This is a genomic window from Corallincola spongiicola (genome assembly GCF_004284785.1).
Lineage (GTDB): Bacteria > Pseudomonadota > Gammaproteobacteria > Enterobacterales > Neiellaceae > Corallincola > Corallincola holothuriorum.
Genome location: NZ_SHLY01000001.1, coordinates 220,192 through 233,711, shown reverse-complemented (window position 1 = coordinate 233,711; position 13,520 = coordinate 220,192). Strand labels below are relative to the sequence as shown.

The following is a 13,520-nucleotide window of genomic DNA, read 5'->3' as shown; positions in this document are numbered from 1 at the left end:
GCTACCTCCCCTCTGGTTTAGACGTAACGCGAGGTGTATAAACATGGCGCATTAGATCTGTTTCTGGCTCCCAATCTGCCGCCTCTGCAGCTTCTACCGCCCGTTCAATCTCTTTATCTACCGCTTGCTCCAACTCACTGACTTGCGCTTGCTCAATCAGATGATTCGCCATCAACCATTCTCGTAACTGCACGATAGGGCCTTTGGCGCGCCACTCAGCAACCTCATCACTATCACGATATAACTGAGTATCGAACATCGAGTGGCCTTTAAAACGGTAGGTTTGACACTCAATAAACTGCGGCAAACCGGTATTCCGGATCGCATTGCAAGCCACCTTGGCAGCGGCTTCCACATCCACCACGTTCATGCCATCAACCACCTGAGCCGTTAAACCATAGCTGGCCGCTTTGTGATAGATATTCGGTTCCGACTCCTCAATGGCCAGCGGCGTCCCCATGGCATAGCGATTGTTCTCGCAAATAAACAGCACAGGCAGGTCCCACAAGGTCGCCAGGTTCAAGCTTTCATGGAATTCACCTTCCGCCACCGCGCCCTCGCCAAAAAAGCACGCGGTTATCTGATTTCTACCGCAAAGCTTATCTGCTAACGCCAAGCCAACGGCAATGGGCAAACCACCTGCTACGATGGCATTACCACCATAAAAACGATTTTTAACGTCGAATAGGTGCATTGAACCACCGCGGCCGCCACTGCAGCCTGTTACCTTGCCGTACATCTCTGCCATCACCGAATTCATCTCCACACCACGGGCCAGAGCATGACCATGCTCCCGGTAGGTAGCCACCACTGCATCGGCGGGCATTAGCGCTTGCATTACGCCCACAGCGATCGCCTCTTCACCATCATAAAGATGAAGAAAGCCGCGGATTTTTTGTTGCTGATAAAGTACCGAACAGCGCTCTTCAAAACGCCGAATGCGGATCATTTGCTGCAACAAAAACAACAAATGTGGCGTGCTGATATGTAGCTTGCCATTGCTCATGATTCGTCACTCTCTAAGGTTGAAATATCACCCTCAGGTAATCCCAGCTCCCGGGCTTTAAGTAAGCGCCGCATTATCTTGCCGCTACGTGTTTTGGGAAGGTTCTGACGAAACAGTATTTCACGGGGTGCAACGGCTGCGCCCAAGCGTTTTCGGGCATGCGCCATCAAGGCTTGTTTCAAATCATTGTCGGGTTCATTGCCTGGCTTCAATGCCACGTAGGCTTTTACCAGCGCCCCTGCCGTTTCATCGGGCACGCCTATGACGCCCACCTCTGCAACCGCAGGGTGCTCCATCAACACACTCTCCACCTCAAAGGGGCCAATCAGATGGCCGGAAGATTTGATCACGTCATCAGCGCGACCGACAAACCAGTAATAGCCATCGTCATCACGCATCGCTAGATCACCGGACAAATACCAATCATCAACAAAGCACTTCTCATAACGCGCCTGCTCATTAAGGTAGCCACGGAACATCGATGGCCAGCCGGGTTTCAGGGCTAATTCTCCTACCTGATTATTGGCAAAAATGGGCGTAATGTGACCATCATCTTGCCGGGCAACAATAGCAGCCGTGATCCCCGGCATCGGCTGCCCCATGGATCCTGGGCGCACTGGCTCAGAAGCGAAATTAGCGATCATGATGCCGCCAGTTTCACTCTGCCACCAATTGTCGTGGAATGGCATACCAAACACCTGCTGACTCCAGCGTACCGCTTCAGGATTAAGCGGCTCACCTACTGAGGCCATAAAGCGCAACGCAGATAGATCTTGATGTTTAATCAGTTCGACACCGGCCTTCATCAACATGCGAATGGCCGTTGGCGCGGTGTACCAGATGCTCACGTTCTGCTCAGCCAACACTTGATACCAGTGTTCAGGATCAAACTCCTGTTCATCAACAATCAAGGTGGTGCGATTACAAAGGGGAGAAATAATGCCGTACGACGTACCGGTTACCCAGCCGGGATCGGCGGTACACCAGAAGACATCGTCAGCTCGTAAGTCGAGGGCAAAATAGCCGGATATTTTATGGTAAGCGACGGCACCGTGAACATGCATCACCCCTTTCGGTTTACCTGTGGTGCCAGAGGTGAAATGCAGTAAAGCCAGCTGTTCATGGTCGCAAACTCTCACCGGAAAGTCGGGATCAGCCTCAACCATAGCACTATCAAGATCAATACAGTTCTCAGGCAGTTCGCCTTTAATCCCGTACAGCAACACATGCCTCAGTCCCGGCATTTGCTCTCGCCAAGGCAGCACCTTTTTCTTATACAGAGCATGGCTGGTCACCAACACCCGAGCTTTACCGATCTCCATACGAGCACGAACAGGCTCAGGGCCAAAGGCAGAAAACAGCGGTGAAAAGACAGCCCCTAACCTGAGCGAACCTAGCACAGCAAAATAGAGTTGCGGTACCCGACCACAAAGACCAAATACAGTATCGCCCACTACGATATTTAACCGATCTAGCACGCTAGCAAAACGAGCGGCTTGCTCTGTTAACTGCTGGTAACTGATATCCCTTTTTTGTCCGGATTTACTTAACCAACGGATTGCCGTTTGCAGGCCAAATCCTTCGTCGACATGGCGATCTGCAGCCTCATAGGCGATGTTAATGCCGCCGGGCAGTCCCTTAAGCATCTGTTCTGCTTGTTGCCAGGAAAACTGCGCATAACGGGCACCATAGTCGTTCAGGTTATATTGTCCCTTGCGATGACCTGACTTACTTATCTGTTCAATATCCATCACATCCTCCACTCATGGAGATCCATCAGGTCATGACACAGAAGTAGTACGAGTTAATTGCATGAATGGTAAAGCGCTTTGGATTGGGCTACCCATGGCAAGGAGCTGTAGCCAACGACCCATTCACATCGTCTGGTGGCACGACCAGTCTTTACTTATCTCTAGCCTAGTTCACGAGCAGAGAGTTTTCTTGCCTACAAATTGACCTGCTTCAAGCAAGCTATCAACAATAGTTAAAACCGGACAGACACTGACCAAGGCAACAACTAAACGCGACGAAAATGAGCATAATATTGCGCAATAAGTATGAAAATAACCATCAAAGCGCTTATAGTGGCAAGCATTGACCATGCCTTCTTAGAGTTGGCAATCAGCCGATCCCCCACTACGGAATACACCTTGAACAAAATAGCCTTATTCGTCGACGTGCAAAATATTTACTACACCTGCAGACAGGCCTTTGGGCGCCAATTTGATTATCACAAGCTGTGGCAGCGGATCGGTTATGAAGGTGAAATAGTCACGGCCAATGCGTACGCCATTGCACGACAAGACGATGGACAAAGGAAGTTTCAGGACGCCCTGCGCCATATCGGATTCGAGGTAAAACTTAAGCCGTTTATTCAGCGCGCTGACGGCTCGGCTAAGGGTGACTGGGATGTTGGAATTACCATCGACATAATGGATATAGCGCAGCAGGTAGATACTGTAATACTGCTATCTGGTGATGGGGATTTTGATCTGCTATTACAAAAAGTCACGGAGAAGTACGGCGTGACCACCCATGTCTACGGTGTGCAGGAACTGACAGCCAATAGCCTTATTCGTTCTGCCAGTCATTTTCATCCAATAGAACAAGATCTATTGAAGTAGGTCTTGTTTTCGTAATAAATTCAGAGATAGAACCTAGCCTTCGCAAGGTTCATCAGTCACCTGCCAAACAACAGGTTCCCAATACTCATTTTTCTTAGAGTAGCTCTTTTCTGGAATAAATTTCGCCGCCAGATTATAGCGCTTATTCGCCTCAATTTCGACTACAAGCACCTTGGAATAGCCGCGCTTATTTCCTACAACGCTAAGGCGCGAGTCAGTGATTTTTTCATACACTTTGAATGAGTGCTTTCCCGGTGCTAACTTATACGCACCTTTGGTAACCACATTGCTGCCATCAATTTGATCAATCGATGTCATATAAAGGTCCTGAGTTTTTGGCGGAACAAAGAACACTGAAGCGCGACCACAAGCCTCGCCAGCCTCTATGTTATTACTTTGACACGCAGACAAGGTCAGCACACAGGCCAACATTATAAAGATTTGCTTCATAGTGAACATTCCATTCAAAAATAGACACTTAACAACCCTAGTCACGTTGCTGAAAATTAGCCAACAAGTACGGCAGGTCGTTTGCCTCCATATAGACAACGAATACAGAACGATAATTCACTTTTCGGCAAAAAATAAAACAATTAATTCAAGGGCTAACAGGTATCCCCCCGCGTCAGCCCCATCTCTTACTACTTCTTATTTACCGGCCTAAACCAATGCGCCCAGCCGACAAAAGCGCTGGCGCCGCGGGTTTGGATCCAGACTTTACCCTTACCACTAAAGCGGCAAACAAACCCTTCACCGGAGAAGAACAGAGACTTATAACCACCCACTTTGGTGACTTTGTATTCCAGCCCTTCAGTGAAGGCGACGATGTTGCCGGTATCCACGACGTAGTCTTCTTCAACGTCAATCTCGATCACCGCACCGTACGAGTTGAAGAACAGATCTCCAGTGCCTTTCGCGCGGATCAAAAACAGACTTTCACCAGAGAAGAAGCCTTTCACCAGCCCCTGCCATTTGCTCTCAATCTCGATATCCGGGCCACAGGCAACAAATGCACCGTTTTGCAGATAGATGGTGTCGTCGTTCAGGTACTGATGACACAGATCGCCCGGTGTACCCGGCGCAATACCCACTTCACCATCCACACCTTCAGCGGTGAATTCGTTAATGAAGATGCTTTCACTGGTCAGCAAACGGCTAAGACCGCCACGCATCTTGGTTTTCATCTTCATATTAGTGTCCATGGTCGCCATCGCTGAGGCTTCCACTTTCAACATGTTGTCCGCGGGCAGTTGTACCGTCACAAAGCCGTAGTCTGGCTTACCAACCATCTCGAACGCGTAGCCTTTTGGCTCGGGTTGGCTTACTGACAAAGCTGGCTCAGGCGCTTGAGTATTATCTTCCATAGTTAACTCGCTCATTTTTGCTCCTTAGGCTTTACGCGCTCGTAATGAAGGTCCAAGGGCGTTTCCAAAACTAGAGGTGTTGTGGCTCTGACACCAAACCGTGCCCGTTCCCTTAAATTTACACACCAAACCTTCACCACCTAACCAGGAGTGCAACCAACTCTTACCGGCTTTGGTGATGCTGAAATCTAGGGTTTCATCGAACGCGACGATATGACCGGAATCGACAATATATTCGCCATCAACCTCAACCGGATAGATAGCACCAAACGAAGATAGTATCACCTTGCCTTGGCCCTTGAGGTTCAGCCAAAGTACTCCCTCACCGGAAAATAAGGACTTAAATCCCTGCCAACCTAGATCAACGTCGATACCGCTGTCACTAGCTAAGTAGGAGCCGCTTTGTACGATCAAATTATCGTTATCCAGCTCCATGGTCATCATGTCTCCCGCCAAATCCGTGCCGAAGAACACAGTACCGGAGTCACCTTTCGGCTCAAAGTGGTTGAGGAACAATGACTCGCCGCCGAGCATACGCTTGGCCGCTTTAAACAGACCACCAGAGTTCTTTTTGTGGGTAGTTGTGGTGATATCCATGTTACCGCTCATGGCGATCATGGCACCTGCTTCAGCAGTGATAGTTTCTCCCGCCTGCAATGTCACTTTTGCCGCCGTATTACCGGGACGATGAGTCAATTCAATATCCATTTATTTACTCCTATTAACGCCCTGGTTTATCGGAATTTCGGATTCAGCCAGCTCGACAAGCCAGACAAACTGCGGGTTTGCACGATAATTTTCCCTTTGCCCTGTACGCGAGTCACTAGGCCTTCCCCACCAAAAAAGCTAGAGAAAATGCCTCCTGCCAGTTGTAGCTTTAGCTTGATGCCTGGCTCATAGGCCACCAAATGCGAGGTATCAACAATATATTCGCCATCCACCTCTTTCTCGACCAGCGCGCCATAAGCACCGTAAAACACTTTACCGGTGCCTTTGACTGTCAGCTTAAACAAGCCTTCACGGGCGATAAATGACACGAAACCAGCCCAACGCAGGCCCAGTTCAACGCCGTCCGAAGACGCAAGATAAGCCCCTGGCTGGAGATGAAACTCTTCGTCATTTAGCTCGATGCAGCGGATCTCGCCCGGCACTGGCTGCACCAGAGTCACCCGCTTGTTAGCAATGGTATTGTTGGTAAAGCGGCTCACAAACAGTGTTTCACCACCCAGATACTTTTTCAGTAACCCTCTGAAGAAGCCCCCGTTGAAAGTCGCAGTAAGATCGAGATCGGCATCCATGCTGCTCATGGCATCCGACTCGCTGACAATGGTTTCTCCTGGCTCTAAATCGACATCGATATAAGAAAACGCCTGGGAGCCTTTTATTTCAGCTTTCATTCCCTTTTCCTTGTGGTCAGCGGTGAGAACTGTCACCGCACAAATTGAAATTAGTTTTATCGACCTGCTTCGAGCACAACATCAGTTTCATTAAGTTCCAGCTGACTGTCGTCATCAACCACAAACCCCTCAACACCGGCTTTTAGCCGGGCAAATGGCTGCGACAGGTCGAGAAATTCTGACGTTGCATTCGAGTTGTAGTCCTCTAGGGCATTAATCCGTTCATCCGTGGCGGGGTGAGAGCTGATAAAGCCCATGCCCGTCTTTATCCACTCCTGAGTATCTTCATCACCCAACTCGGCTAGCTTTTCCTGCTCTTTCGCTTGCATCTTTTGGAAAAAACGAGCCAAACCGGTGGGGTCGATGTTGGCTTTAATCAGTAAGGCATGACTGAGCCGATCCGCCTCTGATTCAAAATCCCTTGAATACCCCTGGCTAATCAGCAAAGGGGCCGCATCGGCTACTACAGCTAATACACCGGACACATCGCCAATCAGCGCACTCACGGCAACATAGATCCCAGCGTGAGAGATCACGTTACGAATACCATGACGCTCTCGGACATGGATGATTTCGTGCCCGACAACGCCCAGTAATTCAGCAGCATCGTCAGCAGTTAAAATCAATCCAGAGTTAATTACGACAATACCACCGGGCAGTGCAAACGCGTTCAAATTGCTGTCGTTGACGATATAAAAGTGATAATCAAAGCGCCGTTTCGGTAACAGATCGATCAGTGGCGTCACCAAGGGCTCAAGCAAACGTGACGATTGCTCATCGTCCATTAACTCGGCACTAATCTGATACTGGGCAAAACTGGATTCACCCAGCTGCTGCTCCCATTCTACGGGCACTTGCTCAGCGATCACGGCACTGGCACGATGCAGGTTCATCAACGCGGCAATGGGCACAGCTAAACAAACCAAAAGCACCACCACCAACAGCGACCAGTTAAATAGATGCTTAGAGCGAGCACCGCGCATCATACCGGCCAGGTGGGGATACTGTTTAAAGTGAGGGTCTTTGAGGACAGATTTATCCGAGGTATAAAAACGCCAATCAGGCCGGCCTGGATGGGTAAAAAACACCAGGCGATCGCTGGCCCCACCCTGCTCCATCTGCAACTCATTCAGACTTAATTCGATCTGCTGATCTGCAATGGTAAATATCAAATGCGAACTGCCCACCCGTAACTGACCGGAAGCTTTACCTTTCGCGAGAGACGAATGCACTCCATGACACGGATAGAGAGAGGGTTCAGACATTGTGCGGCGTATTCCCTGTGTTGATTAACTCACAACGCCATGGACGACTGGACAAGTTGTTACCAGTTCAGTCCAGCAAGGCCACTGCAAGCGCTATTAAAAATCCCTTAAACTTCAATCAGTCAGTTACAATCAATCGAAGCACTTTATACCAATCCGCATAAAGATATGGTCAACCAGGAAGTCTGGGCAAGTTCAATTCAAGGCGCAGTCATGCCGCAATGGTTGTTCCCTTGCAAATGGCTGCAACGTAGAAGTGGGCTTGCCCAGACTTCCCCGTAGGGCGGGTTTTAAATCACTTTATGCAGCGTTAGCTGATTTCGGCGCAGAACAACTATGCCTTCAGTCACCTGCCTTGCCTAAAGTGATTTAAATTCCCGCTGGTAAATCATATTCTTATGCGGATTGGTATTACCTTGAGCTGCGCATTATAAGCTGGCCCATAAGGAGCAACCTTGACCAAAGTCCAGTTTCTGGAGTCGAATCGCATCGGCAACAGTGATGTCGATAAATTGGGTCTGATATCTCTGTAAGACCAACGAATGATGTTTGGACGATCCCTGCGACTCTCTGATCCGGCTCAGAACTTGGGCTATTTTTACGATACTCATTCAAAGAGATAACACTTAAAATGGCTTCCTTTCATCACCATGGCTGAGGCAGCACCTATGCAATTCGAACTTTATGACATAAGCAAAACCTACGAAGATAATTACCAGAATGGTCCTTTCTTTGCGGGTGACATGCCGACCCGCCCTGCGATTAAGCAGATGCAAAAGGTGTTCGACTTTGAGGTAAACTCTCGTCTAGGTGTACCTGCTGGTCCCCTGCTCAACAGCCATTGGTGCGATGTCTATGCCCAACTGGGTTTCGATTTGCCGGTTTATAAAACCGTGCGCAGTGTCGAGCGCGCTTGCCATCCCGCGCCAAACTGTATCTTCCTTAATGCCGAAAATCAGTTTGGTCATCAGGATATCAATACCCAGATGAAACCGGGCGTACGCCCTTCGCTGGATGAAAAAATCACCATCACCAACTCGTTTGGCGTACCTTCACTTTCGCCCGAGGTATGGATGAAAGATATTGAAGCGGGCAACAAAAAAATGGCATCCGGCCAATTGATGCTTGTGTCCGTTAACGGTACACCAGGGTTGGCTGAACGCGATTTAGTTGAAGATTATGGCTATGTCTCTGCCATGGCCAAAGAAGCTGGCGCCAAGATCATTGAAGTGAATTACTCCTGCCCTAACTTGGGTGGCAGCAAAGAAGGTGCCCTGTTCTCAGATCCGGAAAACTCTGCACTGGTCTCGAAAAAGATACGTGAATCGATCGGCGACACGCCACTGATGATCAAACTAGGCTGGATGCCTGCAGAACAGCTGGAAAAAGTGATTGCAGCCAACCGACCTTACGTTGATGGCTTTGCCGCGATTAACACCATTCCTCGCAAGATCGTCAATGACCAAGGCGGCTCAGCCCTGCCGGGTGAAGGTCGATTGCAAAGCGGCACCTGTGGCTTCGCCATCGGCGAACTGGCCGAAGAAGTGACCAGCAACCTGATCGACCTGCGAACCAAGTGGAAAGATGACTTTGTAATCTGTTCCGTCGGCGGCATGATGACAGCACAGGATCTGCACCGCCGTCTGGAGATGGGCGCTGATATGGTGATGAGTGCTACTGCCGCGATGTGGGACCCATATTTGGCCCAGCGATTCCACGAATACAAGTAAGCAGATCACTCGCAGATTGATTTTTTAAAACCGCCTTCCGGCGGTTTTTTATGTACAGGAAGTACAGTACACCCGCAGCACTTCGCGGGGTGAGCCTTGCCGCGGGGGCATGGTATCCAAAACAGTTCCTGGGGCATGCTACTGCACAGGAGCGGCAGCTTACTTAAAGCTACAATTCGGAACAGCAAGTCATGATAGGAGAGATTGATGCAAGGCAGAGTTCTAATTCGGACGAGATGGTGTTTACTGATTGGCACGCTACTCATTATTAGCGGCTGCCGCGATGCCATGGTTAACGCGTTTGCGTTTTATCCTGAACGCTTGCCGCCTGAAGCCGCTGCCCCATCAGATGCTGAAGAGTTGATATTGAATACGCCAGATGGCGAACAGCTACAAGCACTTTGGTTTGATACACAATCAGATAGAACGGTGCTGTATCTGCATGGCAATGCAGGGCACCTTTTCTATCGCATTGACGACGCCAGAAAAATCGCTGCCTCCGGTGTTAACGTCTTGCTGCTTAGCTATCGTGGTTATGGCAAGAGTAGCGGCTCACCTTCCGAACAAGGGCTGTATACCGATGCGCAAACGGCGCTGGACTATCTGTTAACAGAACGTGGGTTCGAAGAGCAAGATCTGTTTATCTATGGCCGTTCTCTTGGCTCAGCGATGGCTGTTCACATCGCCCAGCATCGACAGCTGGCCGGACTGGTATTAGTTACGCCTTTTTCCAGCGGTAACGACATGGCAAAAGTCATGGGGATGGGTTGGTTAAACTGGGCGCTAGGCTCGCCATTAGATTCGATTCATAAAGTACCTAATATCCCTGCCCCCGCCCTGTTTATTCACGGCGACGCCGACGACATTGTGCCGTTTGCCTTAGGGCAAAAACTATTTGATGCATATCCAGGGGCAGAGAATAGCCATAAACGATTCATTGCCGTGCCCGGCGCAGACCATAACGACCTGAGTGTGATTGCCTATCCAGACTATTGGTATTGGATTGAAGCCTTTATGGCGGAAGTAAGCGAAAGTGATGCGAAGAGCTAAATCAAACAAGAGCGATCATGCTATAAAACGATTGGCGAGTTGGTACTTTGCGAGAAACAGATCAATCAAGGCATCTGCATGGCTGCAGCCAGATTTAATAAGGTGTTTGATGATCAATTATGTTGAAAATCCCCGCAGCTGATCAGCCTCATTAAAAAATAGACATTCTGTACCCCTTTTATTTTTGGCTTTGGTTAGCAATTAGTTGCCTATAGCGGAGCAGCTAACTCACATAGGCTGCTCTGTTTCGCATATAACATCGACTAGCTCACTTAACCCCCAACAAGTGGAGGTAAACGATAGAACTCTAGGGTAGACGATTTACGGACATCAACAACCGCATCTAAGCTGGTCAGTTGCTGGTCGTCATAAACAACAAAATAGCCGTTTATCTCAAAAGCGTTTAACGCAGATTCCTGAAGATTTTTCAATTCTTCCTCAGTTTTGGCGCCACTATTATCGACCAATAATGCCCAACGTTTTTCATCTGTTAAGAAAGTGCTGTTTTTATTAGAGAGAAGCGCCGCCTCCAACTCTACTTCGACACGTAGCGCAATAACCTCTCCTAAGGTAAGCGTGCTTTTTACGAGAGAAAGAGGTAACGACGACGAGTTTTTACTCGCACTACTCAAATCAAAACGGTCGAATATGCGTAGCTCGAACTTACTCGACATTTGAGACCTCTAGTCCCATCTGAGAGAGAATTTCCGTGTCCTTAATCTTGTCATCCGCGGCAAGCAACATCGCTTTAGACAAGATTAATGAGAGCATTTCATCTCCCTCAAAAGGCAGCATCACATTGGCCTTCTTTCGTGACTCAACAATACAAAGGTATCGGCTATTTGGCTTAATAAAGACACTGCCTGAACCACAGTGAATTCTGTAAGTTTGCCTTTTGCCTTCAACCTCAAGAAACTTGCCATCTATCTTGAGCTGTTTTGCGATTTTCAACTTAGGGATAAGTGCTGAAAGCACTTGTTTTCGAGTCTTAGCTGTCTCTGACAGTTCGCCTGCTGTTAGCTTATACCAGTCTCTATGGCGCTCTCTCCACTCTGGGTCATTCGCTATGGTGCTAACACTGACGAAGAGATCGACATCTCTCATGATCTCAGAGTAAATCAGCGATTCAACGTTCTCTAAGTCACCGCCTTTACCGTCAACATCAACAGTCAATCGGCCAGTTAAAACGGTGGCATAATACCCATGAGCAACCAACCCGTAATCATCATTTCCTCTTGCGTCGAATCGCACACTCGTCCCAAACGCTGGAATACCAATAACCGCTTCATTCTGTGAGCCACAATCCCACTGCCCACCAAGGGTCTGGTGCCAACCACGCTGATCGGTTAATGCATGAAACTGTAAATGATTAAGAACATGACCACTAAAACGCTCGCTATACACCTGTGATTTGCGCTCTGCGTCCGTTAGTGAGTATGTTTCTCGAAATGCCTGCTTAAAGGGTTGGGTAATTTCAGCCTTAACGATAAAAGTTCGCCATTTCAAAACCTGCTCAGTTGAGGCATTCAGGGGGTGCCATAGGCTAACGAGGCTCTTGGGAGCCGGCTCCACAACTTTGCCGGAACAATCGACAAACTGATCATCCTGCCATATTGCATCAACGACACAGTTCTCGTAGCTGAAGCGCCAAATGAGTCTGCGAGCAATAAAGCCAATAAGCCTATGATCGAGATATTGGTCCTGCCAATCGGCAAAGGGCAAATCGCTCTGTAGCCGATAAAGTCCCTCAATACGTTTAACGTGTGAACTGGATGCAAGCTTGATACTCTTGTCCAGTTGCCTTAACTGTTTCAGCGCTTCTACATGCCCGGTTTTTAAAGTCTGAGGCACTGACTTTTGGACCTTTCCCGTCTTGGTGCAGGACCACGTGAGTGACGACCGCCCATTTCCAATCAATGCCAACAAATAGGAGTACTCACCCAACTCACCTTGTTTGTAACCTACCCCCGACAATTCGTAATCAGAGGCAATTACAGAAACTAGTTGCTCGGTTGTTGTTTTTCTTAATTCGGCAGCTTTGTCGATACAGCGATCGATATTAGAGGTCGCTCTTTTGTATTTGGTCTGAGCTCGAAGATCGAGGAGTTGTCGAAGTCCGTGGCTGCCCTGCATTTTTGCCAGACACATAGCTGCCGCATTTGCGACTTTGGCATTGCGCGGACCTACGAGCGGAATCTTGGAAAACATATCTGCCGCGACAGTACGCATCAAAGTGGCAGTATCAGCATCATTGAACGTGTCACATAGCCAAATAAGCCCCTGGAGAACGTCTGAGCCAGCATTGTTGTGGGCGTAAACGATAGAGTAATCATCGAAGCTGCGATTGAAATCACCATCAGGATCTTCATCCGTCCGCTTCTCTTTTAACAAAGGAAGGCACTCGTTTAGAAAGCTCAAAAACGATTCATCACCAACGGCAGAGAATAATGGTTCAACTTCTTTGAGCCACTTTGTCTTTGGTGCTGACCCCTTGTCTCCGCTACAGTGACGCAGCAGGTTGGACCAACTAAACTGCAGTTCATCGGTTTGCGAACCGATAAAATCACGCGCTTTTACCGCCCAAGGCTCTCCACTATCAAAGAGCTTCTCTAGCTCAGATACCTTCGAACATCTATCCGAAATGGTGTGCATAGTATTCCCTTACATTGAGATAACAACACTATTCATGGGTAATTTAAATAGATCGAACTCAGGTGTCGATGGCTTTACCTTAGTTTTGGGAACTCCATATGCGAGCGATAAAAATAACTATATTCTTTGCTTAGGTAGGAAAAGCCATTCGACACGATGATTAAATAACGATGGTTTTCTGCGGGGTGTAGTGAACGACAATAACCTCAAAGGCTGGCTACAAAAGAGCGAGCTGTTTCACTCAATCGAACAACTTGAAAAGCATCGAGTATGGCTCGCTAAAATGGCTCTCCATTTACGACAAACGGCACTAAAGACTGAGCCGATGGAGCTCGATAAACTGCGTAATAATCTACATGCTATTCTAACCATCTCAGCTCAATGCTTACCCGACGCCAAATGAGATAACGCTACGGATCAGCTTTACTAAAC

At 48.5% G+C, this 13,520-nt stretch carries 12 protein-coding genes; 3 read left to right on the top strand and 9 right to left on the bottom strand.

Features of this window, described 5'->3' with window-relative positions:
• Window position 1 precedes the first annotated feature (1 nt).
• Together pdhA and acsA are read right to left on the bottom strand one after the other, a co-directional pair.
• Window positions 2-1,006 (bottom strand): pyruvate dehydrogenase (acetyl-transferring) E1 component subunit alpha, encoded by a 1,005-nt coding sequence (gene pdhA, locus EXY25_RS00980; RefSeq protein WP_130565403.1) that lies wholly within the window; start codon window positions 1,004-1,006, stop codon window positions 2-4.
• Entirely contained in the window at window positions 1,003-2,757 is a 1,755-nt protein-coding gene (gene acsA / locus EXY25_RS00975) for an acetate--CoA ligase (protein WP_130565402.1), read from the bottom strand. The genes pdhA and acsA overlap by 4 nt, the downstream gene beginning before the upstream one ends.
• Window positions 2,758-3,156: 399 nt before the next feature.
• On the opposite strand from acsA, the gene EXY25_RS00970 reads away from it, so the two are divergent.
• Entirely contained in the window at window positions 3,157-3,630 is a 474-nt protein-coding gene (locus tag EXY25_RS00970; RefSeq protein WP_130566011.1) for an NYN domain-containing protein, read from the top strand.
• Between the two features lie 33 nt (window positions 3,631-3,663).
• On the opposite strand, the gene EXY25_RS00965 is transcribed toward EXY25_RS00970, so the two are convergent.
• From EXY25_RS00965 to EXY25_RS00945, 5 genes are all read right to left on the bottom strand, one after another.
• On the bottom strand, window positions 3,664-4,080 hold the full coding sequence (locus EXY25_RS00965) for a hypothetical protein (protein WP_130565401.1): 417 nt from the start codon (window positions 4,078-4,080) through the stop codon (window positions 3,664-3,666).
• A gap of 191 nt (window positions 4,081-4,271) precedes the next feature.
• A complete protein-coding gene (locus EXY25_RS00960) occupies window positions 4,272-5,009 on the bottom strand; it encodes a TIGR00266 family protein (protein ID WP_246019468.1) in 738 nt (245 codons plus the stop codon).
• A 9-nt stretch (window positions 5,010-5,018) separates the two neighbouring features.
• Window positions 5,019-5,702, bottom strand: coding sequence for a TIGR00266 family protein (locus tag EXY25_RS00955; RefSeq protein ID WP_114338549.1), 684 nt, complete (start codon window positions 5,700-5,702; stop codon window positions 5,019-5,021).
• A gap of 26 nt (window positions 5,703-5,728) precedes the next feature.
• Complete coding sequence (locus EXY25_RS00950) at window positions 5,729-6,391, bottom strand: TIGR00266 family protein (protein WP_130565400.1); 663 nt, start codon at window positions 6,389-6,391, stop codon at window positions 5,729-5,731.
• Between the two features lie 56 nt (window positions 6,392-6,447).
• Window positions 6,448-7,656 carry a M48 family metallopeptidase gene (locus EXY25_RS00945; RefSeq protein ID WP_130565399.1) on the bottom strand — a complete coding sequence of 403 codons (1,209 nt, stop codon included), beginning with the start codon at window positions 7,654-7,656 and terminating at the stop codon, window positions 6,448-6,450.
• 668 nt (window positions 7,657-8,324) lie between these two features.
• On the opposite strand from EXY25_RS00945, the gene EXY25_RS00935 reads away from it, so the two are divergent.
• On the top strand, window positions 8,325-9,386 hold the full coding sequence (locus EXY25_RS00935) for a beta/alpha barrel domain-containing protein (RefSeq protein WP_165419212.1): 1,062 nt from the start codon (window positions 8,325-8,327) through the stop codon (window positions 9,384-9,386).
• 207 nt (window positions 9,387-9,593) lie between these two features.
• Window positions 9,594-10,436: an alpha/beta hydrolase gene (locus EXY25_RS00930; RefSeq protein WP_130565397.1), complete on the top strand. Its 843-nt coding sequence runs from the start codon at window positions 9,594-9,596 to the stop codon at window positions 10,434-10,436.
• 272 nt (window positions 10,437-10,708) lie between these two features.
• On the opposite strand, the gene EXY25_RS00925 is transcribed toward EXY25_RS00930, so the two are convergent.
• Together EXY25_RS00925 and EXY25_RS00920 are read right to left on the bottom strand one after the other, a co-directional pair.
• Window positions 10,709-11,110 (bottom strand): hypothetical protein, encoded by a 402-nt coding sequence (locus tag EXY25_RS00925; protein ID WP_130565396.1) that lies wholly within the window; start codon window positions 11,108-11,110, stop codon window positions 10,709-10,711.
• On the bottom strand, window positions 11,100-13,088 hold the full coding sequence (locus EXY25_RS00920; RefSeq protein WP_130565395.1) for a DUF4132 domain-containing protein: 1,989 nt from the start codon (window positions 13,086-13,088) through the stop codon (window positions 11,100-11,102). Before EXY25_RS00920 ends, EXY25_RS00925 begins: the two co-directional genes overlap by 11 nt.
• Window positions 13,089-13,520: the final 432 nt, after the last annotated feature.